Annotated in this window: 22 protein-coding genes and 1 riboswitch; of the genes, 6 read left to right on the top strand and 16 right to left on the bottom strand. The window is 67.1% G+C overall.

All coding sequences use genetic code 11. From position 1 onward, the window contains the following. Positions 1-27 precede the first annotated feature (27 nt). Both trpS and ACFVJ5_RS14820 read right to left on the bottom strand, forming a co-directional pair. Positions 28-1,059 carry a tryptophan--tRNA ligase gene (gene trpS / locus ACFVJ5_RS14825; protein ID WP_378635465.1) on the bottom strand — a complete coding sequence of 344 codons (1,032 nt, stop codon included), beginning with the start codon at positions 1,057-1,059 and terminating at the stop codon, positions 28-30. A gap of 22 nt (positions 1,060-1,081) precedes the next feature. Continuing rightward, on the bottom strand, positions 1,082-2,026 hold the full coding sequence (locus ACFVJ5_RS14820; RefSeq protein ID WP_379220431.1) for an oxygenase MpaB family protein: 945 nt from the start codon (positions 2,024-2,026) through the stop codon (positions 1,082-1,084). A gap of 103 nt (positions 2,027-2,129) precedes the next feature. Between ACFVJ5_RS14820 and ACFVJ5_RS14815 the strand changes: the two genes are divergently transcribed. Further along, on the top strand, positions 2,130-2,762 hold the full coding sequence (locus ACFVJ5_RS14815; protein WP_379220430.1) for a TetR/AcrR family transcriptional regulator: 633 nt from the start codon (positions 2,130-2,132) through the stop codon (positions 2,760-2,762). Between the two features lie 7 nt (positions 2,763-2,769). Here ACFVJ5_RS14815 and ACFVJ5_RS14810 read toward each other — a convergent pair whose 3' ends face one another. From ACFVJ5_RS14810 to ACFVJ5_RS14790, 5 genes are all read right to left on the bottom strand, one after another. Continuing rightward, positions 2,770-3,144 (bottom strand): hypothetical protein, encoded by a 375-nt coding sequence (locus ACFVJ5_RS14810; RefSeq protein ID WP_379220429.1) that lies wholly within the window; start codon positions 3,142-3,144, stop codon positions 2,770-2,772. Between the two features lie 117 nt (positions 3,145-3,261). Further along, entirely contained in the window at positions 3,262-5,124 is a 1,863-nt protein-coding gene (locus ACFVJ5_RS14805) for a VWA domain-containing protein (RefSeq protein ID WP_379220428.1), read from the bottom strand. Positions 5,125-5,223: 99 nt separating this feature from the next. Further along, positions 5,224-5,703 (bottom strand): barstar family protein, encoded by a 480-nt coding sequence (locus ACFVJ5_RS14800; protein WP_379220427.1) that lies wholly within the window; start codon positions 5,701-5,703, stop codon positions 5,224-5,226. Then, positions 5,703-6,197, bottom strand: a complete 495-nt coding sequence (locus tag ACFVJ5_RS14795) for a ribonuclease domain-containing protein (RefSeq protein ID WP_379220426.1) — start codon at positions 6,195-6,197, stop codon at positions 5,703-5,705. The genes ACFVJ5_RS14800 and ACFVJ5_RS14795 overlap by 1 nt, the downstream gene beginning before the upstream one ends. Beyond that, on the bottom strand, positions 6,194-6,973 hold the full coding sequence (locus tag ACFVJ5_RS14790; protein WP_379220425.1) for an exodeoxyribonuclease III: 780 nt from the start codon (positions 6,971-6,973) through the stop codon (positions 6,194-6,196). Before ACFVJ5_RS14790 ends, ACFVJ5_RS14795 begins: the two co-directional genes overlap by 4 nt. Before the next feature lie 67 nt (positions 6,974-7,040). Here ACFVJ5_RS14790 and ACFVJ5_RS14785 point away from each other — a divergent pair, with 67 nt between their 5' ends. After that, a complete protein-coding gene (locus ACFVJ5_RS14785) occupies positions 7,041-7,895 on the top strand; it encodes an alpha/beta fold hydrolase (protein WP_379220424.1) in 855 nt (284 codons plus the stop codon). Between the two features lie 43 nt (positions 7,896-7,938). On the opposite strand, the gene ACFVJ5_RS14780 is transcribed toward ACFVJ5_RS14785, so the two are convergent. Next, positions 7,939-9,168 carry an acyl-CoA dehydrogenase family protein gene (locus ACFVJ5_RS14780; protein WP_379220423.1) on the bottom strand — a complete coding sequence of 410 codons (1,230 nt, stop codon included), beginning with the start codon at positions 9,166-9,168 and terminating at the stop codon, positions 7,939-7,941. A 193-nt stretch (positions 9,169-9,361) separates the two neighbouring features. On the opposite strand from ACFVJ5_RS14780, the gene ACFVJ5_RS14775 reads away from it, so the two are divergent. Next, positions 9,362-10,984 (top strand): purine-cytosine permease family protein, encoded by a 1,623-nt coding sequence (locus tag ACFVJ5_RS14775; protein WP_379220422.1) that lies wholly within the window; start codon positions 9,362-9,364, stop codon positions 10,982-10,984. Between the two features lie 166 nt (positions 10,985-11,150). On the opposite strand, the gene ACFVJ5_RS14770 is transcribed toward ACFVJ5_RS14775, so the two are convergent. From ACFVJ5_RS14770 to glpK (ACFVJ5_RS14750), 5 genes are all read right to left on the bottom strand, one after another. Further along, a complete protein-coding gene (locus ACFVJ5_RS14770) occupies positions 11,151-11,900 on the bottom strand; it encodes an SDR family oxidoreductase (protein ID WP_379220421.1) in 750 nt (249 codons plus the stop codon). Between the two features lie 98 nt (positions 11,901-11,998). Further along, positions 11,999-12,424 (bottom strand): type II toxin-antitoxin system VapC family toxin, encoded by a 426-nt coding sequence (locus ACFVJ5_RS14765; protein WP_379220420.1) that lies wholly within the window; start codon positions 12,422-12,424, stop codon positions 11,999-12,001. Then, entirely contained in the window at positions 12,421-12,735 is a 315-nt protein-coding gene (locus tag ACFVJ5_RS14760) for a type II toxin-antitoxin system Phd/YefM family antitoxin (RefSeq protein ID WP_379220419.1), read from the bottom strand. The genes ACFVJ5_RS14765 and ACFVJ5_RS14760 overlap by 4 nt, the downstream gene beginning before the upstream one ends. Before the next feature lie 166 nt (positions 12,736-12,901). After that, positions 12,902-14,581 carry a glycerol-3-phosphate dehydrogenase/oxidase gene (locus ACFVJ5_RS14755; RefSeq protein WP_379220418.1) on the bottom strand — a complete coding sequence of 560 codons (1,680 nt, stop codon included), beginning with the start codon at positions 14,579-14,581 and terminating at the stop codon, positions 12,902-12,904. A gap of 33 nt (positions 14,582-14,614) precedes the next feature. Beyond that, positions 14,615-16,117: a glycerol kinase GlpK gene (glpK, locus tag ACFVJ5_RS14750; RefSeq protein WP_379220651.1), complete on the bottom strand. Its 1,503-nt coding sequence runs from the start codon at positions 16,115-16,117 to the stop codon at positions 14,615-14,617. Between the two features lie 133 nt (positions 16,118-16,250). On the opposite strand from glpK (ACFVJ5_RS14750), the gene ACFVJ5_RS14745 reads away from it, so the two are divergent. Both ACFVJ5_RS14745 and glpK (ACFVJ5_RS14740) read left to right on the top strand, forming a co-directional pair. After that, a complete protein-coding gene (locus ACFVJ5_RS14745) occupies positions 16,251-17,003 on the top strand; it encodes an IclR family transcriptional regulator (RefSeq protein WP_379220417.1) in 753 nt (250 codons plus the stop codon). A gap of 76 nt (positions 17,004-17,079) precedes the next feature. Further along, positions 17,080-18,582 (top strand): glycerol kinase GlpK, encoded by a 1,503-nt coding sequence (gene glpK, locus ACFVJ5_RS14740; protein WP_379220416.1) that lies wholly within the window; start codon positions 17,080-17,082, stop codon positions 18,580-18,582. 27 nt (positions 18,583-18,609) lie between these two features. On the opposite strand, the gene ACFVJ5_RS14735 is transcribed toward glpK (ACFVJ5_RS14740), so the two are convergent. From ACFVJ5_RS14735 to ACFVJ5_RS14725, 3 genes are all read right to left on the bottom strand, one after another. Next, on the bottom strand, positions 18,610-19,758 hold the full coding sequence (locus ACFVJ5_RS14735) for an MFS transporter (protein ID WP_379220649.1): 1,149 nt from the start codon (positions 19,756-19,758) through the stop codon (positions 18,610-18,612). 230 nt (positions 19,759-19,988) lie between these two features. Then, complete coding sequence (locus tag ACFVJ5_RS14730; RefSeq protein ID WP_067447965.1) at positions 19,989-21,206, bottom strand: NADP-dependent isocitrate dehydrogenase; 1,218 nt, start codon at positions 21,204-21,206, stop codon at positions 19,989-19,991. Positions 21,207-21,515: 309 nt separating this feature from the next. Beyond that, the gene (locus ACFVJ5_RS14725; RefSeq protein WP_379220415.1) at positions 21,516-23,009 is read right to left on the bottom strand and encodes an MFS transporter; all 1,494 of its coding nucleotides are present in this window, start codon (positions 23,007-23,009) and stop codon (positions 21,516-21,518) included. Positions 23,010-23,143: 134 nt separating this feature from the next. Here ACFVJ5_RS14725 and ACFVJ5_RS14720 point away from each other — a divergent pair, with 134 nt between their 5' ends. Then, positions 23,144-23,866, top strand: a complete 723-nt coding sequence (locus ACFVJ5_RS14720; protein WP_379220414.1) for a TetR family transcriptional regulator — start codon at positions 23,144-23,146, stop codon at positions 23,864-23,866. A gap of 64 nt (positions 23,867-23,930) precedes the next feature. Further along, a riboswitch (SAM riboswitch) is annotated at positions 23,931-24,041 on the top strand. Positions 24,042-24,122: the final 81 nt, after the last annotated feature.

Below are 24,122 nucleotides of genomic sequence, written 5' to 3'. Positions count from 1 at the left end.
CAGCGAAAACCTCAGGTGCGCAACGGGTCAGCGAGCGAGGAAGCCAACCCGGTCGTACACCTGAGCAAGTGTGTTGCCTGCGATCTCACGCGCCCGCTCGGCACCCGCGGCCAGAATCCGGTCCAGTTCTGCCTGATCGGACAGGTATTCCTGCACCTTCTTCTGCACGGGTGTCACGAATTCGACCAGCGCGTCGGCCACCTCGGCCTTGAGATCACCGTAGCCCTTACCCTCGAAATTCACCTCGAGGTCGACGATCGGGGTTTCGCGCAGCGAGCTCAGGATCACCAGCAGGTTGCTCACGCCCGCCTTGTTCTCCGGGTCGTAGCGGATCTCGCGTCCGGTGTCGGTGACCGCCGAACGCACCCGCTTGGCGGTGACCTTCGGGTCGTCGAGCAGGTTGATCAGCCCGGCGTCGCTGGAGGCCGACTTGCTCATCTTCGAGGTCGGGTCCTGCAGATCGAAGATCTTCGCGGTGCCCTTGACGATGTGCGGTTCCGGCACGACGAAGGTCTTCTTGTAGCGAGTGTTGAAGCGCTGGGCCAGGTTCCGCGTCAACTCGAGGTGCTGTCGCTGATCCTCGCCGACCGGCACCTGGTGCGGGCGGTAGAGCAGGATGTCGGCGGCCATCAGCACCGGGTAGGTGAACAGGCCGACGGTCGCGTTCTCGGCGCCCTGCTTGACCGACTTGTCCTTGAACTGGGTCATCCGGCCCGCTTCACCGAAACCGGTGATGCAGCTCAGCACCCACGACAGCTCGGCGTGCTCGGGCACCTGACTCTGCACGAACAGCGTGGACTTGGCGGGGTCGATGCCGAGTGCGAGCAGCTGGGCGGCGGCGGACTTGGTGCGCGCCCGCAGCGCCTTGGGATCCTGGCTGACGGTGATCGCGTGCATATCCGGAATGAAGTACAGCGCGTCGTACTCGTCCTGCATCGTCACCCAGTACTGCAGCGCACCCAGGTAGTTGCCGAGGTGGAAGGAGTCGCTGGTGGGCTGGATGCCCGACAGCACCCGCTGCTTACGTTCGGCCGTCTCGGCCGGGGCAGGACTGGACATGCCCCCGATCTTTCCATGGCGCTCAAGCGGAATTTCGCTGCACCCAGTTGCGTGGATCGACACCGGGCATGCTCGGGTGGCCCGTCTTGACCATGCGCTGTTCGCGACGGGCGAGTAGCTGATAGGACGGGGCGCTCGGCCCGGCGAGCGTGCCCGCCAGTACCCGGGGCGCCAGCGGCGGGGCGACATGGGCGGTGCGGATGCTGCGGCACAGCGCGCGGTGCGCCAGTTCGTCGGAGATCCCCCACTCGATGCCGTACATCTGCCGGATCCGCGGCGGAAGACTGCCCTGGACCAGCAGATACAGCGCGGTACCGACCTGTTCGGCCGGTGGGCGCAGCCGGTACGCCTTGCGGTGGCCCGCGAGATAGGAGCCGACCAGTTCGGCCTCGTCGGTGAGGAACAGTTCGGTCGAGTTCAGATAGCTGTCGAAGTAGCGGCGGAAGGCCGGGTAGTCGGCGGGTGCGGCCGCGCGCGGCATGCCGAACAGTTCGCCCCAGCGGACATAGTCCTGGTAGAGGTCTTCGCGCTCGGTGGCCGTGAGTTCGCGGACCAGGCGGTCGTACATCACCTCGGCCGAATCGAAGGTGAAGGCCATGGTCATGAACATCAGGTGCGGATCGTGGGCCGCGTAGGCGGTGCCGGCCGGATGGTGGGCGCCCGCGTCTTCGGGCAGGGCGCCGACCACCGCGTCGTGCTTGCGCCGGGTGAAGGCGAGCGCGCGATCGGCCTCGGCCTTGCTGCCGAGGAACACCGCTTCGAACAGGGCTCCGGTGATGGCCAGGCGGGTGTAGGGGGTTTCCCGATGCGCGGTGTGTTCGCTGGTGCCGACGAACAGCAGCGGATGCACCGCGCCGATCACCAGCGCTCGCACGCCGTAGGTCAGACCGACCGCACGCTTGCTCATCACCCGCCGGATCATCGAATCGTCGGCGAAATATCCGGGTTCGCCCTGCCGTGTGGCCATGTTGCGCCTCCTCGTCGAGTGCATCTGGCAATAGAATCCCCCAGAATTGATATTCTGGCAAGAGTCTCTACCAAAACACCGCGAGAGGACGGCAACACGCACAATGGACGCTGTGGCAGCACAACGGACATACGGTGGCGTTTCGGCGCAGGAGCGACAGTCCCAGCGGCGGACCGCGCTGTTGGACGCGGCGCTCGACCTGGTCGCCGCCGATGCCAAGCTCACCGTCGCCGGCCTCTGTGCGCGCGCGGGCCTGAACGAGCGCTACTACTACGAGAGTTTCGACAAGCGCGACGACGTCCTGGAAGCCCTGCTCGACCGCATCGCCGACGAACTCACCGCGGCGATCGCGACCGCACTGGCCACCGCGCCCGCCGACAGCCGCGTCCAGGCCCACGCCGCGATCGACGCGGGCATCTCGGTGCTCACCGACGACCCGCGCAAGGCCAGGGCCGCGCTGATCGCCGGGATGGCCACCCCGGAGCTTCGCGCCCGCACCGCCAGGACGGTCCGGGCGTTCGCCCGGCTGGTCGCCGCCGAGGGCACCGGCTTCTACGGCGGCGACGTCCCACAGAACCTGGTCGACTTCCGGGCGATCTACCTGGTCGGCGGCCTGACCCAGACCCTCACGACCTGGCTCGCGGGCGACCTCGATCTCACCCGCGAGGAACTGATCGACCAGATCACCGACGTTTTCGTCCTGCTCGGCGACGACCTCGCCGGTCGCTACCGCTGAACGATCCCTACAGCGGGAAGCACATGCCGGTGCACGGCGCCGACGACCCGTTGCCCAGCCAGCCGATCAGGCGCCAGATCTGGATGTCCACATTCTGAACCGATCCCGTGGCGGAGCCGCTGTCCGCGATCTGCGTCCCGTTCGCCGGTTGGGTGGGAAGGGGCACGCACACATCGAGCATGACGCCGTCGCATTCCGCGGCGGAACCGGTCGACAGTGCGCGCAGCAGGTTGCCGACCAGGTCGCTCGATCCCGGGGACGCCTCGGCGACCAGCCCGACATCGGAGCGCTGGGGTGCGAGATCGCTCTCGGCCGTTGCCATTCCGGCCGATGCCGCCGTGACAGCGGCGAAGATGCCCACGCTGGCCAGTACTCGCTTCATCAAGTTTCTCCTCACAGGCAGCCCCGGATGGCCGCACCGCGAAGACGTTAAACGGACTGATCAGGCGATGACAGCCGTCAATTACGGTGGCATCAGAACATCCGGCGGAGCACCGCGCTACCGACGAGTTCGTCTGCGCAGCAAGGTGATCCCGATGACGCCGCCGATGACGAGGGCGAATGCGACGACGGCGATGCCGGTGCCGAGCAGTGCCGTGGAGTTGTCGTCGTCGGCGGCCTGCGCGGTGTCGGGGAGGTTCTCGGCGGAGCTACCGGTGGCCCCCGGCGCGGCCCGATAGGTGGGGCCCGCCTCCGGTGTTCCGGTCACCACGACGTCCAGCTCGACGGGCACGGGACGAACGGCACCCGGATCATCCTGTGTCGGACTGACTTTCACCGCGATGTAGTACCACCCGGCGAGCGCGTTCTCCGACACTTCCCGGTCCGAGGATTCGCGGTTGCGATAGCGGACCTCGGGGATCGCCACGGCCTGCTTGTTCGAGGGCAGAATGTCGGGCGCACCGTTGTAGCTGGCGAATTCATCGGCGACCTCCTTGCGATACGGCGTGTACAGCGTGGTGGTGACGACCGAGACGTTGTCGAGGCCACGGCCCGGGGTCTCGAGGAACCGCACCCGATAGGCCAGTCCCTGACCCCAGTCGAGTTTCACCTTGTAGAAGACGAATTCGCCGCGCTGCATGGTGTCGCCGTAGACGCCGGAGCCGTCGAGGGCCGTTGCCACGTTGAACGAGCCGCCCCCGGTCACCGGTACGACCGGACCGCTCGGCGCGGTGAACGACACCGGTTCGGGTTCAGCCGGGCGGCCGCCGTCGGTGACGCCCGGTTCGACGGTGACATTCAGTTCCAGTGGCAGTGTCGCCGGTGCGTTGTCGGCGACACCCGACCATTCCACGCTGAAGTAGTACCGGCCGCCGCCCTTGCACTTGTCGGTGCGCGCGGTGCCGTCTTTCGCTTCGGTCGCGCCGGTCCATTGCGAGCTGACCGTGAGCGCGACGCCATCGGTGGATCGGACGGCGTTCTCCTGTTCGGAGGCGTTGCAGTCCTGGCCTTCCCCGCCGGCCACGCGCAAACGCAGGCTGTTGTTGGAGCTCACCGCGTCTTCACCACGGGGGAAGGAGACGGTCCCGCTGAAGTAGGCGGTCGCCCCCTCGGGGACGTCCACCGCGTAGTAGCGGGGCTTCTTGTGCCCGATGGTGTCGAGGTACTGCCCCGGCACTACCGCCGGTGCGTCCTGGTATCCGGCGGTGCCTTCGACGGGTGTGCCCGCCGAGGCGTAGTCGCGCAGTGCCGCGGTGCTCACCCGGGGCAACACCTGCTCGAGCGCCTTGCCGTCGGCGGCGTCGGTGTAGGTGCCGCCGGTGGTGTCGGCGATGCAGGTGAGCTGGGCGCGCGAGGCGTCGTCGACCCCGAAACCGATGGTGTGCACGACGATCGAAGCGCCGTCGGCACCGAGTTCGCGGGCCACTTCGCACGGGTCGGGCGGTGCGCAGGTGTCGAGGCCGTCGGACACCAGCACGATCGAGCGCGGGCCCTCGGTCGGCAGGGCGCCCGCGGCGGTGCGCAGTGCGGCGCCGATCGGGGTGAAACCGCTGGGGGTGATCTTGTCGACGGTTGTTGTCAGCGCGGGTTTGTCGATGGTGTCGGCCGGTACGAGCACCGAGACGTCACGGCAGCCCGCGGGCTTGTCCGCATCGGTGGATCCGGTGCCGGTGCCGTAGACCGACAGTCCGACCTTCGCCGTGGCGGGCGCGGTCGCAACGAAACCGCGCACCGCTGTCTTCGCCGCGTCCATCTTGGTGCCGCCGCCAGGATCGGCGGCCAGCATCGACCCGGAGGCGTCGAGCACCAGCATGGTCGGTGCGTACTGAGTCTGTGTCGGCGCGGCGAACGCGGGAACCGCGAGCGGCAGCAGGCCGATCACTCCCGCCGTCGCCAGACCGATCAACGTCGCGAAACGCACGGCAGAGCTCCGTCCCGATCCGCCGGATCTCGACGCACCAGGGATCGACCCTAGCCGGACAAACCTCGCATAAGGAACCTTACGGACGCGGGCCGGCTGTCAGTCCGTCAGCGCGATCGCGTCGAATTTCTCCGGTTCACCCTGCAAGACGACACGGAACGCGACATCGCGGCGCGCCCAATACGCGGCGCAGTCGCGCATGGCGGAGTCGAACCAGGCGCGTTCGGCGGGTTGCTCGCCGAGCAGGTCGTCAGCGGTGCGGATCACCGCGACGTAGCCCGGGGCGTCGCCGACGAAATCGTCGAGGTCACGCAGACATTCGTCGAAGGCGTCCTTGTTGGCGCCGAAGTAGTACGGGAACTGGAAGGCCGCCGCGAACTCGTCGAACAGCTCCGCCATGGTGCGCATCTTGGCGCCGCGCAGTTCGCGCACGCGGTAGTCGGCGGGGGCGTCGTAGCGGACGCCGCTGAACTGGTTGGCATCCACCGGCAGCGCACCGAGCACCGGCGGCGTGGTCGCGGCCGGTGCTTCGGCGGTGGGGCGAGCAAGGAACTGCGACAGCGTCATTCGCGGAGTCATCAGCGCATCCTGGTGAAGGTTTCGTAGTGGTCGCCGGTGTACCAGGCGGAGCCGTCGCTGCCGGTGACGATGCGTTCGGCGTCACGACCGCGGTTGGGCTGCTTGGGATTCACATCCCACTCCTGGTATTTCACCGCTTTGCCCGCCGAATCCTTGGGCGGCAGTTTGGTTCCGCGGTTCATGAACTGCTCGCCGCCCTTGGTGCCCTGCGCGTTGGCCGAACCGGGCCAGCGACCCGCGTCGATCTCCACGAGGGTGGCATAGGCGCGGTCGGGCACACCCGCGGTCTTGGTGACCGGCGAGGCCGAGGAATTCCCGGCGGGCGGACCAGGTTTCGGCGCGGTCGCGGTGCTGGTGATCCCGGCGACGGCACGCGTGGTCGACGTGACGGTGGTGCTGTCGGTACCGCGACCGCCGAACACAGTGAGGCCGATGGCCGCCAGGACGAGGACGAGTCCACCGAGCAGGCTGAGAGTCTTGCGTGAGAGTTTCATCGGTACTGGACAGTAACGGGCGCGTGGTCGGACCAACGCTGGTCGTAGGCGGGCGCCCGTTCGACGACGGCCTGCTTGGCGCGCCCGGTCAACTCACCGAGGGCGAGCTGGTAGTCGATCCGCCAGCCGGAGTCGTTGTCGAAGGCGCGGCCGCGGTAGGACCACCAGCTGTAAGGGCCCGCGACGTCGGGATGCAGGGCGCGCACCACGTCGACGTAGCCCGCCGCGAGCAGTTCGGCGATCCAGGCGCGTTCCTCGGGCAGGAAGCCCGCCGACTTCTGGTTGCCCTTCCAGTTCTTCAGATCGACCTCGGCGGGGGCGATGTTCCAGTCGCCGCTCACCACGAACTCGCCGGTGCGCGCCTTCAGGTACGCGCCGAGCTCGGCCATGAACCGGTACTTCTCGTCCTGCTTGGGGGTGTTCTCCTCGCCCGAGTGCACGTAGACGCTCGCCGCGGTGACGTCATCGAAATCGGCCTCGATATAGCGGCCCGACGCCGCGAACTCGGTGCTGCCGAACCCGACGCGCACGGCATCGGGTGCGCGCCGCGAAAGAATCCCCACGCCCGCGCGGCCCTTGGATTCGGGCTCGGCATGTGAGAGCACCCAACCCGCGTCGAGTGCGGGGGCCAACGCCGCCGCGGTCTGCGCGTCGGTCGCTCTGGTCTCCTGTAGGCAGACGATGTCGGCTTCGGTCGCCGCCAACCAGGCCAACATGCCCTTGGTCGAAGCGGCACGGACCCCGTTAACGTTCACAGTCGAGAGGATTATCGGCACCGTACGACCGTACAATGCAGGCAGGGATGCTCCCCCGGACACCGTCGTCCAGGAAGGGGTGATGACGATGACGTCACGCACCGCCAAGTCCACCGCCCGCCCCGCGCCCGTCGCGGCGCTGCACATCGGGTCCGGCGACCCGGTGTTGCTGTTGCACGGGTTCCTGCTCTCGCCACATTGCTGGGAGCAGGTCGCGCAGCGAATGTCGGCCCACTGCGAGGTGTACGCACCCGCGTTCGCCGGGCACTGGGGTGGCCCGAAGGTCGAGGGCTGGGCACTGGATGTGTACGCCCTGGCCGATCAGATCGAGGACCAGCTCGACGAGCTGGGCTGGCGAACGTGTCATATCGCGGGCAATTCACTCGGTGGCTGGGTGGGACTCGAGCTGGCGCGACGCGGCCGGGCTCGCACACTCACCACCATCGCCGCGGCGGGTGGCTGGGCATCGCCTTCGCTGAGCCAGGTCAGGATCGGCATCAAATTCGCGTCGATGATCCCCTTCATCGAAATCGGCAAGCGCCTCGGCGGTGTGGCGATCAACAACCCGCTCGTGCAGCAGGTGGCCGCATTGCTGGTCACCAAGCACACCGGCGCCGTCGCCCGCCGCGACCTCGCGACCACGCTCACCGCGGTCCTGCACTGCGACGCGATGATCCCGCTGATCCTCGGCAGCCTGCGCGCGCCGGGCATGGACGACCTGGGTGAGCTGAGCACCCCGGTGCGGATGCTGCTCGCCGAATACGACCGGATCATCCCCAACAGCGTGTACGCCACCCGCTACCTGCGCGAACTGCCCGAGTCGGCGGATCGGATCCTGGTGCACGGAGTGGGGCATGTGCCGATGCTGGAGGCGCCGGACCGGATCGCCACGCTGATCGCCGAGCACATCTACGCCAGCCGCGGACACCTGCGCGCCGTGTGATGAGGCCCCGGCCGCGACAACACTGTTCGCGGCCGGGGCCGATTCACTTCCCGAGCAGACCCTTGGCGATGTGGGTCACCTGGATCTCGTTGCTGCCCGCGTAGATCATCAGCGACTTCGCGTCACGGGCCAGCTGCTCGACGCGGTATTCGCTCATATAGCCGTTGCCGCCGAACAACTGCACCGCCTCCATCGCCACCTCGGTCGCGGCCTCGGAGCAGTACAGCTTCATCGCGGAGGCTTCGGCCAGGCTCGGCGGCTTGCCCGCGCGAGCACGCTCGAGCACGTTGAACACCATGTTCTGCACATTGATTCGCGCCACTTCCATCTTGGCCAGCTTGAGCTGGATCAGCTGGAAGCGACCGATCTCCTGCCCCCACAGCGTGCGGTTGCGCGCGTAATCGACACAGAGCCGGTGGCATTCGTCGATCACGCCCAGCGCCATGAACCCGACGCCGATCCGTTCGGCGGTGAAACTGGCTCTGGCGCTTTCTCTTCCGTCGCCGCCCTTGTGCTCTTCGGTCTCGCCGAGCAACCGATCCTTGCCGAGCCGGACATTGTCGAAGAACAACTCGCCGGTGGGTGAGGAGTGCAGGCCCATCTTCTTGAACGGCTTGCCCTGGGTGAGGCCTTCCATGCCCTTGTCGAGCACGAAGGTGAGCACCTTGCGGTCGCGTTTGTCGGTGCCGTCGCGCTCGTCGAGCTTGGCGTAGACGATCATCACGTCGGCGCACGGGCCGTTGGTGATGAAGGTCTTCTGGCCGTTGAGGATGTAGTCCTCGCCGTCGCGTTCGACGCGAGTCTTCATGCCGCCGAACGCATCCGAGCCGGAATCGGGTTCGGTGATCGCCCAGGACGCCACCTTGCGCAGGGTGACGATGTCGGCCAGCCAGCGCTGCTTCTGCGCGAGGGTGCCCCGCGACATGATGGTGGTGGCGCCGAGTCCGATGCTCACCCCGAGGGCGGACACCAAACCCATACACACACCGGATAATTCACTGATCAGCACCGCCATCATCGACTGCTGATCGCCGAACGGGCTGCCCGGCTTCTTGCCGCCCTCGCTCGGCCCGGCCGCTTCCTTGGCGAGCATTTTCGCGACGGCGTCCTCGCCCATCGCATCGATCCCGAACTGACCGAACAGCTTGCGCAGGATCGGGTACGGCAGCATCTCACCGCTGTCGAGGGCGTCGAGGTTCGGCCGGACCTCCTTGTCGATGAACGCCCGTACGGCATCGCGGATCATCAGATCGGTCTCGGACCATTCGAACACTGTCGTCTCCTGACGCTCGCTCCGCCCAAAAACATACACGCGTGCTTGTTTTTGCGGGGCCGTTTCGGTGACCCCGGTCACCATCGGGCCGCGTAACAGCGGCGTAACTAATCGGAAAATTCGCGTCTACATCCATGCAGGACCGTCTGTGAGTCGCCGGTTACGTGCGGCAGCGGATGAAGGAGAGAGGGAAATGGCCGGAGCAGATACTGCCGCCAAAGAAACACTCGAGGACTACACGCTGCGTTTCGCCCCACGGAGCTACCGCAAATGGAGCCCCGCGGTCGTCGGCATCTCCGCGCTCGGCGGCATCGCCTACCTCGCCGATTTCGCGATCGGCGCGAATATCGGCATCGCCCATGGCACCGGAAACGCCCTGATCGGCATCGGTATCTTCGCCGTGGTCGTGATGCTCACCGGATTTCCGCTCGCCTATTACGCGGCGCGCTACAACATCGATCTCGACCTGATCACGCGCGGAAGCGGATTCGGCTACTACGGCTCCGTGATCACCAATATCGTGTTCGCGTCGTTCACTTTTATCTTCTTCGCGCTCGAAGGTTCGATCATGGCGCAGGGCCTGTTATTAGGCCTCGGAATTCCGTTGTGGATCGGCTATCTCGCCTCCACGATCATCATCTTCCCGCTGGTCATCTACGGGATGAACACCCTGGCCAAACTCCAGGTGTGGACCACTCCCCTGTGGCTGCTGCTGATGGTGGCGCCGTTCGGGTTCCTGCTGGTGCGCCACCCCGATTCGGTGGGTTCGTTCTTCGCCTACGGCGGGGAGAACGGTGAGGGCGTGAGCGTTTCGGGCGCGCTGCTGGCCGCCGGCGTGTGCCTGTCGCTGATCGCCCAGATCGCCGAGCAGATCGACTACCTGCGCTTCATGCCGCCGCGCACGCCGGAGAACCGGGCCAAGTGGTGGGGCTGGATGCTGCTCGCCGGTCCCGGCTGGGTGCTGTTCGGTGCGGCCAAGCAGGTCGTCGGCCTGTTCCTCGCGGTGTACCTGATCGCGAATCTGCCCGCCGCGCAGGGCATCGCCAACCAGCCGGTGCACCAGTTCCTGGAGATCTACAAGGACATGGTGCCGGGGTGGCTGGCCATGACGCTGGCCGTGGTGCTGGTGGTCATCAGCCAGGTCAAGATCAACGTGACCAACGCCTACTCGGGCTCGCTGGCCTGGACCAACTCCTACACCCGCGTCACCAAGACCTACCCTGGCCGCCTGGTGTTCCTGGTGGTCAACCTCGGTGTCGCGCTGGTGCTGATGGAAGCGAACATGTTCGACTTCCTCAACAACATCCTCGGCTTCTACGCCAACTGCGGCATCGCCTGGATCGTCACCGTGGCCACCGATATCGCGGTGAACAAGTACCTGCTGAAGATCTCGCCGAAGGTGCCGGAGTTCCGGCGCGGCATGCTCTACGACTTCAACCCGGTGGGTCTGGTCGGTTTCGGGCTGTCGGCGGTGCTGTCGATCATGACCTTCTTCGGCCTGTTCGGTGAGCTACTGAAGCCGTACTCGCCGCTGGTCGCGGTGCTGGTCGCCTTCATCGCGACTCCGCTCACCGCGATCGCCACGAAGGGCAAGTACTACCTGCGACGCGCCGACGACGGCATCGAGGCGCCGATGTTCGACGAACACGGCAACCCCTCGGGCGACCTGCTCACCTGCCACGTCACCGGCATGGACTTCGAGCGCCCGGACATGATCGCCTCGGCGGTGCCGGGCCCCGAAGGCGAGATCCAGTACATCAGCTCGCTGGCGCTGTCCACGGACAAGGACGGCAAGCACCTACTGCCCAGGCAGTAATTTTGGAGCGCTGGCGCGCTCGAGTTCGCGGCCCCTTCGGTCCCGTCGATCAGGCACCGTTGCTTGCTCCTTCGTCGCCTACGCAAGGGCACCTGATCGACGGGACGGCCGCGAAACGCCGCTGCGCGGCGGCCCCTCCTCGAAGTCGGGGCGTGCGGGGCTGGTTTCAGATCAATCTTCGGACAACCGGTAGCGGCAGGACGCGCAGCGCGAAGCCCAGTGGCACCCATGGCCAGCCGGGCACATAGGCGTTGGCGCGGCGCTTCTCGATCGCGGCGACCATCGCGTGGACGCCGGTTTCGGTGTCCACCATGAACTTCGGCTGATGCTTGACGCGGTCGTTCATCTCCGAGCGGATGTAGCCGGGGTAGATCACCGAGACATCGACGCCCGGAATCGCCTCCGCGCGAACGCCTTCGGCCAACGCGGCGACGCCCGCTTTGGTCGCCGCGTAAGTGGTGAGTGTCTTGGGCATGCCGCGCAGACCGGAGATCGAGGAGATCATCACCAGGTGGCCGCGCCCCTGGGCGCGAAAGATCTTCAACGCCGCCTCGCTCTGCGCCAGGGCAGCAAGGAAATTCACCACCGCGGTCTCACGATTGGCCTTGTGGTGGCCGGTGCCGAGCGCTGCGCCCTTCCCGAGGCCCGCGTTGACGATCACGCGGTCGACGGTGCCGAATTCCTCGGCGAACTCGTCGAAAACGGTGAACACCGCCGTGTCATCGGTGACATCGAGCTGCTTCACCGAGACGACGCGTTCGGGGTGGTCGGCGAGGATCTGCGTACGCAGTTCGTCGAGACGCTCGGTCCGGCGAGCACACAGGCCCAGGTCGTACCCGAGTGCGGCGAACTGGCGCGCCATCTCGGCGCCGAGCCCGGAGCTGGCGCCGGTGATCAGGATGGTGCCCCGGCTCACGACAGCGCGTCCGCGACAGGTAGTCGGTAGTCGATCAGCGATTTCATGCCCTCACGCTAACCACCCGACGCGTGCCATGGAACCAATCGTGGGCAGATCTACTTATCGCTGTTCGGGTGCGTCACGGGTACCACTGTCAGCAGTTCGCTCAGACCCGCGAAGTCCTGGGGATTGACAGTGAACAACGGAAGCCGATTGGCGGAAGCGATCGACGCGATCATCAGGTCGATCCGGCGAGGTCGCGGGTTGCGGCCGCTTGCCAGCACCGCCGCTACGACGTGCCCGAATCGGCGTGCGGCCCTGGTATCGAAAGGGATCGGCTCGAACAACGCCTCGGCGTTCTGAACACGTTCGATTCGACGAGCCCGTTCACCCGGCGCTGCGGCGTAATGCGGACCAGCGGCGAGTTCTGCCATCGTCACCGCGCTGATCATGAGCTCGTCCGGCAACTCGGCCGGGTCGAGTTCATCGAGAAGGATCACCACATTCGTATCGACGATGCCTCTGGTCGTAGTGGCGGTCACTCGGGGCCGTCTTCGGCGAATTCACCGCGACGGTAGGCCCGGTCGTACGGGTCGTAGAGCGAGTCGTCGACCAAATCATCAACCTCCAGCCGCGTGCCGGGAGCCGACAAGCCGGCAAAAGCGGCGATCACCTCCGCGCGCGGCACTGCTGCTCGACGATGCGCGTTTCGATGTGGAACGAGGTCCGCGACAGGCGTCCCATCGACGGTGATCGTGTAGGACTGCCCGGAGCGAACCTCGCGCAGCACCCGGCTCGCGTCGTTACGAAGTTCGCGCTGCGGAATCTCGGGCAGCTCCGCGGGGACGGCCATGTTGCCAGGTTACGCCCTGAGCTACGGGGGCGCTACGGTATTCCTACGCTGCGTTGCGAGGTCCCACCGTGCCGGAATCCGCCCGAGCTCGTTCTCCGAACCGATGCGCAGGCAGCACCGCGGTTGCACCTCGCTCAGGCACATCCGCGGTGCCGTTCGGTGGAGGTCAGCGGGCCGCGAGCAGCCTGGCGGCGTTGGCGGCGGCGTCGTCGCCCGCTTCGTTGGCGGCCAGCTCCGCGTGGACCCGGTCGTAGTAGCGGTTGATCTCGGCGTTGGTGCTCTCCTCGTTCCAACCGAGCAGCGGTGCGATCAGTCGGGCGATTTCCGGCGCGGCGGCGAGGCCGCGATCGGGGACCTCGATCGAGATACGGGTGCGGCGGGTGAGGATGTCGTCGAGATGCAGGGCGCCCTCGTGGGTGACGGCGTAGACGATCTCGGCGGCGATGTAGTCCGAGGCACCCGGAATCGGGTGGCGCAGTGCGGGGTCGGCGGCGATGAGGCCGAAGATGTCGGTGCTCAGCGAGCCGTACCGGCCGAGCAGGTGTTCGACCACGTCGACGGGCAGTCGCTGTGACACCGACAGGTCGGTCACCTCGGCGAGCATGTCGAAGTAGCCCGCCGCGCCGACGATGGGCAACTGCGCGGTCGACGAGGCGGGGATATCCCCACCCAGGCGCGCGGCGGCGGCATCGACGACATCGGCGGCCATCACCCGGTAGGTCGTGTACTTGCCGCCCGCGATCACGAACAGGCCAGGCGCGGGCTCGGCGACGGCGTGTTCGCGCGAGAGCTTCGCGGTCTCCTTCGTGGCGCCGGTCATCAGCGGGCGAAGGCCCGCGTAGGTGCCGACGATGTCGGCCCTGGTCAGCGGCTCACGCAGCAGCGCGTTGACGTGGTCGAGGATGTATTGCACGTCGGCGGCGGTGGCCGTGGGGTGGTTCTTGTCCAGCGCCCATTCGGTGTCGGTGGTGCCGATGATCCAGTGTTCGGCCCACGGGATCACGAACAGGACCGACTTCTCGGTGCGCATGATCATGCCGGTGAGCAGGTTCAGCCGGTCGCGCGGCACGAGGATGTGCACGCCCTTCGACATCTGGACGTGGAACGGGAAGTCCACGCCGGTCATCTTGATCATGTCGTCGGTCCAGACGCCGGTCGCGCTGATCACGGTGCGGGCCCGAATGGTGTGTGTCAGACCGGTTTCCAGGTCTTCGACACGCGCACCGACGACCTTCTCCCCGTCGCGTTCCAGCCCGATCACCTTGGTGCGGGTCAGCACCGTGGCGCCGTTCTCGGCGGCGGTCCTGGCGATCATCATCGTGTGGCGGGCGTCGTCGACCTGGGCGTCGTAGTAGCGGATGGCGCCGGTCAGCGCGTCGTCACGCAGCGCGGGCGCGAGTTCCAGTGCGCCGGAACGGGTCAGGTGCTTGTGCATCGGGACGGTACGCGCGCCACCGAGCGTGTCGTAGAGGGCGATGCCGGCGCCGATGTAGGCGCGCTCCCACACCCGGTGCTGGAGCGGGAACAGGAACGGCACCGGGTGCACCAGATGTGGCGCGAGCGTATTCAGCAGCAGCCCACGCTCTTTGAGCGCCTCGCGCACCAACGCGAAGTCCATCTGCTCCAGGTAGCGCAGGCCGCCGTGGATGAGCTTGGACGAACGGCTCGAGGTGCCCGCCGCGAAATCGCGTGCCTCGACCAGGGTTACGGACAGGCCGCGCGAGGCGGCGTCGAGCGCGGCGCCGGCGCCGGTCACGCCACCACCGATGACCAGGACATCGACCTCGGCGGTGTCGAGCGTGCCGACAGCCTGCTCACGGTAGGTGGGGTCCAGTTGCACAGACACGATGATCTCCTTCTCGAAAGTATCGGGGGTGACTCAGATTTCGGCCCAGTCGAGGGTGCGTTCGACGGCTTTGAGCCAGCGGCGGTAGCCGTGTTCGCGTTGCTCCTCGGACCAGGTGGGGTACCAGCGGACGTCTTCGGACCAGTTGTCGAGCAGTTCGTCGGTGCCGCTCCAGAAGCCGACGGCCAGTCCGGCGGCGTAGGCGGCACCGAGCGCGGTGGTCTCGGCGACGACCGGGCGCGAGACCGGGACGCCGAGCAGGTCGGCCTGGATCTGCATGGCCAGCTGGTTCACGGTGACGCCGCCGTCCACCCGCAGCGTCGCCAGTCGCACACCGGCGTCGCGCTGCATGGCCTCGACCACGTCGCGGGTCTGGTAGGCGATGGATTCCAGGGTGGCCCTGGCCAAGTGGGCGTTGTTGCTGTAGCGCGACAGGCCGACGACCGCGCCCCGCGCATCGGGTCGCCAGTACGGCGCGAAAAGTCCGGAGAAGGCGGGCACGAAGTACACGCCGCCGGAATCGGCCACCTGTCCGGCGAGGTCTTCGATCTGCGCGGCGCCCGCGATGATGCCCATCTGGTCGCGTAACCACTGCACCGCCGACCCGGTGACGGCGATCGACCCCTCCAGCGCGTAGGCGGGCTTGTCGTCGCCGAACTGATACGCGACGGTGGTGATCAAGCCGTGGTTCGAGCGCACGATCTCCGTGCCGGTGTTGAGCATCAGGAAATTGCCGGTGCCATAGGTGTTCTTGGCCTCGCCGGGCTGGAAACACACCTGCCCGACGCCCGCGGCCTGCTGGTCGCCGAGCACGCCCGCGATGGGCACCGAGCCTTTGAACGGGCCGTCGGGCTTCGTCGTCCCGAACAGTCGCGGGTTCGCCGACGGCGCGATGGTGGGCAGCATGGCGCGCGGGATGCCGAAGATCGCGAGGAGTTCGTCGTCCCAGTCGAGGGTTTCGAGATCCATCAGCATGGTGCGCGAGGCATTGGTGGGGTCGGTGACGTGCACACCGCCGGTGAGATTCCAGATCAGCCAGCTGTCGAGGGTGCCGAACAGGGCGTCACCGCGCTCGGCATCGGCGCGCACGCCCGCGACGTTGTCCAGGATCCACTTCAGCTTGCCGCCGGAGAAGTACGGCGCGGGCGGCAGACCGGTCTTCTGGCGGATGAGCGCGCTGTGCCCGGCGGCATCGAGGTCGGCGATGATGCGGTCGGTGCGGGTGTCCTGCCAGACGATGGCGTTGCCGTAGGGGCGGCCGGTGCGGCGGTTCCACACCACGGTGGTCTCGCGCTGGTTGGTGACGCCGATGGCGGCGAGGTCGTCGGCCGTGAGGTCGGCCAGCGAGAGGGCGGTCTTGACGACGGTGCGGGTGCGTTCCCAGATCTCGTCCGGATTGTGTTCGACCCAGCCCGGGCGCGGCATGATCTGGGAGTGTTCGAGCTGATGGCGGGCCACCACGGTGCCTTTGTGGTCGAAGACCATGAATCGCGTCGACGTCGTGCCCTGGTCGATCGCGCCCACGTACCGGTTCATCTTCTCGCCCTTTCCGGACCTCACCTTTGAGTCCGTCGATCGGGCCCCCAGGCCCGAGACCCACGCTAGGAACGCGCGGGCGCGGGCACCACCAGCACCGTTCGACAATGCTGAACGGTGGTAGGTTCGGCCCATGCCTGGCCCGATCCAGTCGATCGAACGCGCCGCCGCCGTGCTGCGGCTGCTGGCGCGTGGACCGGGGCCACTGGGTGTCGGCGAGATCGCGACCGCGCTCGACCTGGCCAAACCCACCGCGCACGGCATCCTGCGGACGCTGCTCGGCGTCGGATTCGTCGGCCAGGACGCGCTCACCGGCAAGTACCTGCTCGGCCCCGCGATCGGCGAACTCGGAACCGATCGGCTCGATGTGAACGAGTTGCGCTCGCGGGCGATCCACCGGGCCGACGCGCTCGCCTCGCGTTCCGGGGAATCGGTCCGCATCGCCGTGGCGCGGGATACCGGAATCACGGTGATCCACCACGTCTTTCGGCCCGACAACAGCGAGCAGGCCCTGGCCGTCGGCGAAGTGCTGCCCGCCCACGCCACCGCGCTCGGCAAGGTACTGCTCGCTTACGACGCCGCAGCGCAAGCCGGTGCGCTCCCAGGGTTCACCCAGCGAACGATCACCGAACGCGACGGGCTCGACCGGGCGATCGCCGAGGTTCGCCGACGGGGCTGGGCGGACGAAGTCGAGGAGCACCGCTCCGGCGAAGCGGGGATCGCCGCGCCCATTCGGGCCAGAGGCGGGCTCGTCGTCGCGGCCATCGGCATCACCGGACCGACGGATCAGCTGTGCGACAACCGGTTACAGGTGCGCGCGGCCGCGATCGAGCAGGTTCGCGCCGCCGCTCTCGCCGTACACCGCGACCTGACGGCAGCGCGATGAGCTGGGCCGGTACACCTTTCGCGAGCGCCACGTCCACCGACCGACACTCCGCGGCCGACAACGAGAGCAGACGACGATGACCCCACGCTTCGTGCTCGCCATCGATCAGGGCACCACCTCGAGCCGGTGCATCGTCTTCGATCAGCACGCCCGGCTGGCCGGCATGGCGCAGCGGACCCATCGCCAGCACTATCCCAAGTCGGGGTGGGTGGAGCAGGACGCGCTCGAGATCTGGCGGACGGTGGAGCGGATCGTGCCCGCGGCGCTGCGCGATGCCGGGATCACTGTCGAGCAGGTGGCCGCGATCGGCATCGCCAATCAGCGCGAGACCACCGTGGTGTGGGATCGCCGCACCGGACTGCCGGTGCGGCTGGCCATCGTCTGGCAGGACGTGCGCACCGAAGAGCTGGTCGATCAGATGAAGGAATTGCCGGGAGCACAGCGCATTCCCGAGTTGAGCGGGCTGCCCTTGGCCACGTACTTCGCCGCACCACGCCTGCGCTGGCTACTCGACAATGTCGACGGCCTTCGCGAAAGGGCCGAACGCGGCGACGTTCTCTTCGGCACCATGGAATCCTGGCTCATCTGGAACCTGACCGGCGGCGCCGAGCACGTCACCGACGTGACCAACGCGGGCCGCACCCTGCTGATGAACCTCGCCACCCGTCAGTGGGACGCGGAACTGCTGCGGTTCTTCGACATTCCGCCCGCCATGCTCCCCCGCATCGAACCGTCGACCGGCGATTTCGGCACCGCCCGCACCGTGGTCCCCGGCGTGCGGATCGGGGCCGCCCTCGGCGACCAGCACGCGGCCCTGTTCGGCCAGACCTGCTTCGCCCCGGGCGAAACCGAATGCACCTACGGCACCGGCGGTTTCCTCATGATGAACACCGGCACCGAACTGATCCGCTCCCGGCACGGCCTGCTCACCACCATCGGCTACCAGGTCGGGCCCGAACCGGTCTACGCGCTCGAAGGGCCCATCGCGGTCACCGGTTCTCTCGTCCAGTGGCTGCGCGACATCGTCGGCCTGATCGCCACCGCACCCGAGATCGAAACTCTCGCGGGCACAGTCGACGACAACGGCGGCTGCTACCTGGTCCCCGCCTTCTCCGGCCTCTACGCCCCGCACTGGCGCAGCGATGCCCGAGGCCTGCTCATCGGCCTGACCTCCTACGTGACCAAAGGCCATCTGGCCCGCGCCGTCCTGGAGGCCACCGCCTGGCAGACCCGCGACGTGGTCGAAGCCATGAACGCCGACGCGGGTCTCCAGGCGAAGTCCCTGCGAGTAGCAGGCGGTATGGCCTCCAACAACCTGCTCATGCAGATCATCGCCGACGTCCTCGACACACCGGTCATGCGACCCCTCGTCACCGAAACCGTTTCCCTCGGCGCCGCCTACGCGGCAGGCCTGGCCGTCGGCTACTGGCCCGATCTCCAAGGCCTACGCCGCAATTGGAAGGTCGCCGCCCAGTGGACCCCCTCGCCCGACCGTGGAATCCGCGAAGAGGAATACGAACGCTGGCAACGCGCCGTCCAGCTCAGCGTCGGCTGGGCCAGGCCCGCCGCGACCGGCTAGATCCCCTCGACGTGCGAGCTCGCGCGGTTACGGCGCGTCGTGCACGGAACGGCGCTGCAGGAAGACGGTCAGGGTGAACAGCAGGACACCGGCGACCGCGAGGAGCGCGCCGACCATGGCGGGGGCGGTGTAGCCCAGGCCCGCGGCGATGACGAGGCCGCCGAGCCAGGCGCCCGCGGCGTTGGCGATGTTCAAGGCGGCGTGGTTGAGGGCGGCGGCGAGGGTTTGGGCGTCGGCGGCCACATCCATGAGGCGGGTTTGCAGGCCGGGGGCCAGGGCCGCGCCGGAGGCGCCGACGAGGAAGGCGCCGATCGCGGCGGTGATGGGGTTGTGCGCCGCCAGGACGAATCCGGCCAGGATCACGACCATCGCGATCATGGCGACGAAGATCGAGCGGTCGACGCCACGGTCGGCGAGGATGCCGCCGCCGATATTGCCCACGATCATGCCGAGACCGAACAGCGCCAGCACGATCGGCACCGCGCCGATGGGCATGCCGGCGACATCGGTCATGGTGGTGGCGATGTAGGTGTACACGGCGAACATGCCGCCGAAGCCGATCGCACCGACTGCCAGGGTGAGCAGCACCTGCGGGCGTCGCAGCGCACCGAGTTCGGTCATCGGGTTGGTGATCTTCATGCTGGTCAGGGCGGGGACATAGCGCCACAGGGCGGCCACCGTCGCCACGCCGATCACGGCGACGACCACATACGCGTCACGCCAGCCCAGGTGCTGACCGAGCCAGGTCGCGCCGGGCACCCCGATCACATTCGCCACGCTGAGCCCGAGCATCACCGCGGCCACGGCCTTGGCCCGCTGTCCGACGGGCGCGAGGGTCGCGGCGGCCAGCGAGGCGACGCCGAAGTACGCGCCGTGCGGCAGACCGGACACGAAGCGGGCGAGCACGAGCGTGCCGAAGGTCGGCGCGAGCACGGTCCCGATATTGCCGATGGTGAACGCGACCATCAACACGATCAACAGTTTCTTGCGCGCCACCCGCGCGCACAACGCCGCGATCAGCGGCGCACCGACAACAACACCCAACGCGTACGCCGACACCGCGTGCCCGGCCGACGGCTCGGAGATATCGAAGGCCCGCGCGATATCGGGCAGCAACCCCATGGTCACGAACTCGGTGGTGCCGATCCCGAATCCACCCAGCGCCAACGCGAGCATCGCCGGGACATGCCAGCTGGTGCGTGGCGCGTCGAGGCGATCGGGGGCTGCAATGGAAGAAGTCACGCTTCCATGCAACGGGCACAGGTACCCGTTCGCTACCCGAGCAGAGCGTGAGTTAGCCCACCGTGGGAACAACCGCCCGGTACAGACGCAGAAAGCGCCCGCACCGGATTCGGTGCGGGCGCCTTCACAGCCGTGCGGGTTCGCGGTCGCGAACCGGGGCTACATCACTTCAGAGCACGAGCCAGGTTGACGTCCAGCGCGCCGAGGAATTCCTCGGTGCTCAGGTAACCCTGGTCGCCGCCGACGAGCGCGGCGAGGTCCTTCGTCATCTGACCGCCCTCGACGGTCTTGATGACCACGTCCTCGAGCGCCTGCGCGAAGCCGATCACCTCAGGGGTGTTGTCCAGCTTGCCGCGGTGTTCGAGGCCACGGGTCCAGGCGAAGATCGACGCGATCGGGTTGGTCGAGGTCGGCTTGCCCTGCTGGTGCTGGCGGTAGTGCCGGGTGACCGTGCCGTGCGCGGCCTCGGCCTCACAGGTCTTGCCGTCCGGGGTGAGCAGCACCGAGGTCATCAGGCCGAGCGAGCCGAAGCCCTGGGCCACGGTGTCGGACTGCACGTCGCCGTCGTAGTTCTTGCAGGCCCAGACGTAGCCGCCCTCCCATTTCATGGAGGAGGCGACCATGTCGTCGATCAGGCGGTGCTCGTAGGTGAGGCCCGCCGCGTCGAACTCGGCCTTGAACTCGGCGTCGAAGACTTCCTGGAAGGTGTCCTTGAACATGCCGTCGTAGGCCTTGAGAATGGTGTTCTTCGTGGAGAGGTACACCGGGTAGTTCTGCTGCAGGCCGTAGTTGAACGAGGCCCGCGCGAAGTCCTCGATGGACTTCTTGAAGTTGTACATACCCATGACGACGCCGCCGTCTTCGGGCATCTTCACGACCTCGTGGATGATCGGCTCGCTGCCGTCTTCCGGGGTGAAGGTCAGCGTGACGGTGCCCGCCTCGTAGACCTTGAAGTCGGTGGCGCGGTACTGGTCGCCGAAGGCGTGACGGCCGATGATGATCGGCTTGGTCCAGCCGGGCACCAGCCGGGGCACGTTGGAGATGATGATCGGCGCGCGGAAGATGGTGCCACCCAGAATGTTTCGGATGGTGCCGTTGGGCGAGCGCCACATCTTCTTGAGGCCGAACTCTTTCACCCGCGCTTCGTCAGGGGTGATGGTGGCGCATTTCACGCCGACGCCGTACTTCTTGATGGCATTGGCCGCGTCGACGGTGACCTGGTCGTCTGTCTTGTCGCGGTACTCGATGCCGAGGTCGTAGTACTCGAGATTCACGTCGAGATAGGGATGGATCAGCTTGTCCTTGATGAACTGCCAGATGATCCGGGTCATCTCGTCGCCGTCGAGTTCTACAACGGTGCCTTCAACCTTGATCTTGGACATGGATCTTCGTGTCCTCCTCGGTGGGTGCCCTTATTGCACGGCTAGGCGAACACGCTTGTGAGCGGACCCCAGCAGTTCCAACAGACAACGTATATGCCCCGCGTTGTCTGCGGGACGTGTGGTGCAAACAAGACGAGCGTACTGCTGTCCCCCACCTCACCGCGATGGGAGGGCCCGCTGTGCGGGACTCCTCGAAGCTACTCCGCCCCGACCGCACGTCGGCACGCGATCGGGCCTTGACCGGCTACTGAGTAGTAACACGGCGGGGCCCGCGCACCGAGAACGGTGGCGCGGGCCCGGTCGAGCAGGTCAGACCGCGATCGGTACGGCGGCCGCGTGCTCGTCGCCTTCGATCAGGTTCTCCGGCTTGTCGCGGATCATCACCGCGATCACCACGGCGGCGGCGAGGAAGAAGCCGGCGCCGATATAGAACGCGACGTCATAGCTGTAGATCGAGGCGCGTTCGATCAGGTGGTCGACAGTCGGGTTGTCGGTGACGTAGTTCTCGGCGGCCTGGACCGACAGCGTGGTCAGCAGGGCGGTGCCGACGGCGCCGCCGACCTGCTGGGCGGCATTGAGCAGGGCGCTGGCGACGCCGGAGTCCTCGGCGTCGACCTGATGCAGCGCGACGGCCTGCATCCCGACGAACAGTGGGCCCATCCCGAGCGCCATCAACAGCTGCGCGGGCAGCACGCTCAGCGCGTACCCGTCGCCGTAGCTCAGTTGCGCCAGCCACAGCAGTCCGACGACGCCGAGCAGCGCGCCGACCACCATGAGCGGACGCGGCCCGAACTTGGGCATCAACGAACTGGTGATGCCCGCCGCGATCCCGATGCCCACCGGGAACGGCAGGAACGCGATGCCTGCCTTCAGCGGCGAATAGCCCAGGGTGTTCTGGTAGTAGAAGCTCAGGAACAAGAACATGGCGAACATCGCGATCGGGATCAGCAGCGCGGCCAGCAGGGCGCCGCCTCGATTGATCTCACCCGGAATGCGCAAGGGCAGCAGTGGATTCGCCGAGCGCGCCTCGATGAAGACGAACGCGATGAGCAAGGCGAAGCCCGCCCCGAGCAGGCCGAGGGTGCTGCCCGCCAGCCACCCGTGTTCGGCGGCGCGACTGAATCCGTAGACGATCGACACCAAGCCGAATGTCACGGTGACGGCGCCGGGCAGGTCGTAGCCGCCGGTCCTCGGCACCGGGATATCGCGCGCGATCACCGCCACCGCACCGGCTACCGCGATGAGCGCGATCGGCGTGTTCATCAACAGGGTCCACCGCCACGACGCGAACTCGGTGAGCGCACCACCGACGATCAGCCCGAACGCGATGCCACCCGCGGTGATACCGGCGAACACCGCGAACGCGCGGGCCCGCTCCTGCACGTCGGTGAAGATCACCGACAGCAGTGACAGGGCCGCGGGGGCGAGCAGCGCGGCGAACGCACCCTGCAGACCTCGGCCGATGAACAACTGCGGGCCGGTCTGCGCGAGGCCCGCCAGCGCCGACGCGGCGGCGAAGCCCACCAGGCCGACCAGGAAGATCCGGCGTCGGCCCAGATAGTCGGCCATCCGTCCGCCGAGCAGCAGTAGCCCGCCGAAGATGAGCGTGTACGCGGTGAGCGCCCACTGTTTGTCGCCGTCGCTGATCCCCAGGTCACGCTGGGCATAGGGCAGGGCGATCGTGATCACGGTGGCATCGAGCACCACCATCAGCTGAGCGGCGGAGAGCACGACCAGCGCCCACCACCGCATCGAACTCTGTTGGGAATCAACATGTTTCGTTTCTAGCTCGGTGCTGGTCACCAGGACTCCTCGTCACTCGATCAGTGTGGACCAATCCTGGCACCTCAAGACAATTGGCGTCAAGAGAAAAATGTCTGGCTGCGCCAATTGGCCTAGTTGGACAGATAAAGCGGCCGACACGGTAAGCTGATGGAATGCTGGACTCGACCACTCCGATCAGCGCCGACCGGACGACCGAACCGGCTGCCGACGCGCCGCTGGGCCTGCGCGAGCGCAAGAAGCTCCAGACCAAAGCCGCGATCGTGGCGGTCGGACTCGACCTGTGCGACAGCCAAGGGTTCGACGCGACGACGGTCGAGCAGATCGCCGCGGGCGCCGATGTGTCCCCACGCACCGTCAACCGGTACTTCGCACTCAAGGAAGACATCGTGCTGGCCCCGATCGACGACTTCGGGGTCTCCGTCGCCGTCGCGCTGCGCTCCCAACCGAACACCGGCAACGAACTCCAGGCACTGTGTGGCGCCTACCTGACGGTGGTCCAGGCCGAGGCGGACGCGGACGGTATCCGGTTCATCCGCCAGTTCCTGCAGATGCAGCGAATCATGCGCACCAGCCAGTCGGTCAACGCGCGGGCGCTGGAATACGCGGAGAAGAAGAACGTCGCGGTGTGCACCGAGCTCGCGCAGCGGATGGGCACGTCGCCGGACGACTTCACGGTGAAGCTGGTGGCCGGGATCTGGCAGATGCTGTGCCACATCTCCGTCGCCGACACCGAACAAGCCTTGCTGAGCGGGTCACCGACGGTAGCTGTCCGGGTCACTCGCGACGCCGTGCTGCGCGCCTACCACGGCTTGCGACAGGTCTGTGGCGCACCGGTAGACGACACGCCAGGCTTCGGCACACCGTCCGACGAGTGATCTTCGGCGGGAAATGCGGGGGAAGTTTCCGCGCGCGGCAGATGTCCGGTTAACATGACGGCAAGGTCATGAGTACCAGCGCCAAGCCCCGGCTCGCTGGTCGGCAACCCTCCAGCTGCGGTGGGGTGCTCCGGGTGATGACCGGGCTCTCGAAAGTCGAGAGCAAGCGCGCACTGCAGGAGGCCCCCATGTGTTGTTGCCAGTCGATCCGACCCAGTTGACGAGATCCCCCGGCTGACACCCATTTGGAGCACGA

Source organism: Nocardia sp. NPDC127606, assembly GCF_042671725.1.
GTDB lineage: Bacteria > Actinomycetota > Actinomycetes > Mycobacteriales > Mycobacteriaceae > Nocardia.
This window is presented reverse-complemented; position numbering and strand designations above follow the sequence as displayed.

Bases quoted from the DNA above. Each gene is read 5' to 3' on its own strand.
- trpS (WP_378635465.1), bottom strand. From the start codon at position 1,059: ATGTCCAGTCCTGCCCCGGCCGAGACGGCCGAACGTAAGCAGCGGGTG.
- ACFVJ5_RS14820 (WP_379220431.1), bottom strand. From the start codon at position 2,026: ATGGCCACACGGCAGGGCGAACCCGGATATTTCGCCGACGATTCGATG.
- ACFVJ5_RS14815 (WP_379220430.1), top strand. From the start codon at position 2,130: ATGGACGCTGTGGCAGCACAACGGACATACGGTGGCGTTTCGGCGCAG.
- ACFVJ5_RS14810 (WP_379220429.1), bottom strand. From the start codon at position 3,144: ATGAAGCGAGTACTGGCCAGCGTGGGCATCTTCGCCGCTGTCACGGCG.
- ACFVJ5_RS14800 (WP_379220427.1), bottom strand. From the start codon at position 5,703: ATGACTCCGCGAATGACGCTGTCGCAGTTCCTTGCTCGCCCCACCGCC.
- ACFVJ5_RS14795 (WP_379220426.1), bottom strand. From the start codon at position 6,197: ATGAAACTCTCACGCAAGACTCTCAGCCTGCTCGGTGGACTCGTCCTC.
- ACFVJ5_RS14785 (WP_379220424.1), top strand. From the start codon at position 7,041: ATGACGTCACGCACCGCCAAGTCCACCGCCCGCCCCGCGCCCGTCGCG.
- ACFVJ5_RS14775 (WP_379220422.1), top strand. From the start codon at position 9,362: ATGGCCGGAGCAGATACTGCCGCCAAAGAAACACTCGAGGACTACACG.
- ACFVJ5_RS14760 (WP_379220419.1), bottom strand. From the start codon at position 12,735: ATGGCCGTCCCCGCGGAGCTGCCCGAGATTCCGCAGCGCGAACTTCGT.
- glpK (WP_379220651.1), bottom strand. From the start codon at position 16,117: ATGAACCGGTACGTGGGCGCGATCGACCAGGGCACGACGTCGACGCGA.
- ACFVJ5_RS14745 (WP_379220417.1), top strand. From the start codon at position 16,251: ATGCCTGGCCCGATCCAGTCGATCGAACGCGCCGCCGCCGTGCTGCGG.
- glpK (WP_379220416.1), top strand. From the start codon at position 17,080: ATGACCCCACGCTTCGTGCTCGCCATCGATCAGGGCACCACCTCGAGC.
- ACFVJ5_RS14735 (WP_379220649.1), bottom strand. From the start codon at position 19,758: ATGCTCGCGTTGGCGCTGGGTGGATTCGGGATCGGCACCACCGAGTTC.
- ACFVJ5_RS14730 (WP_067447965.1), bottom strand. From the start codon at position 21,206: ATGTCCAAGATCAAGGTTGAAGGCACCGTTGTAGAACTCGACGGCGAC.
- ACFVJ5_RS14720 (WP_379220414.1), top strand. From the start codon at position 23,144: ATGCTGGACTCGACCACTCCGATCAGCGCCGACCGGACGACCGAACCG.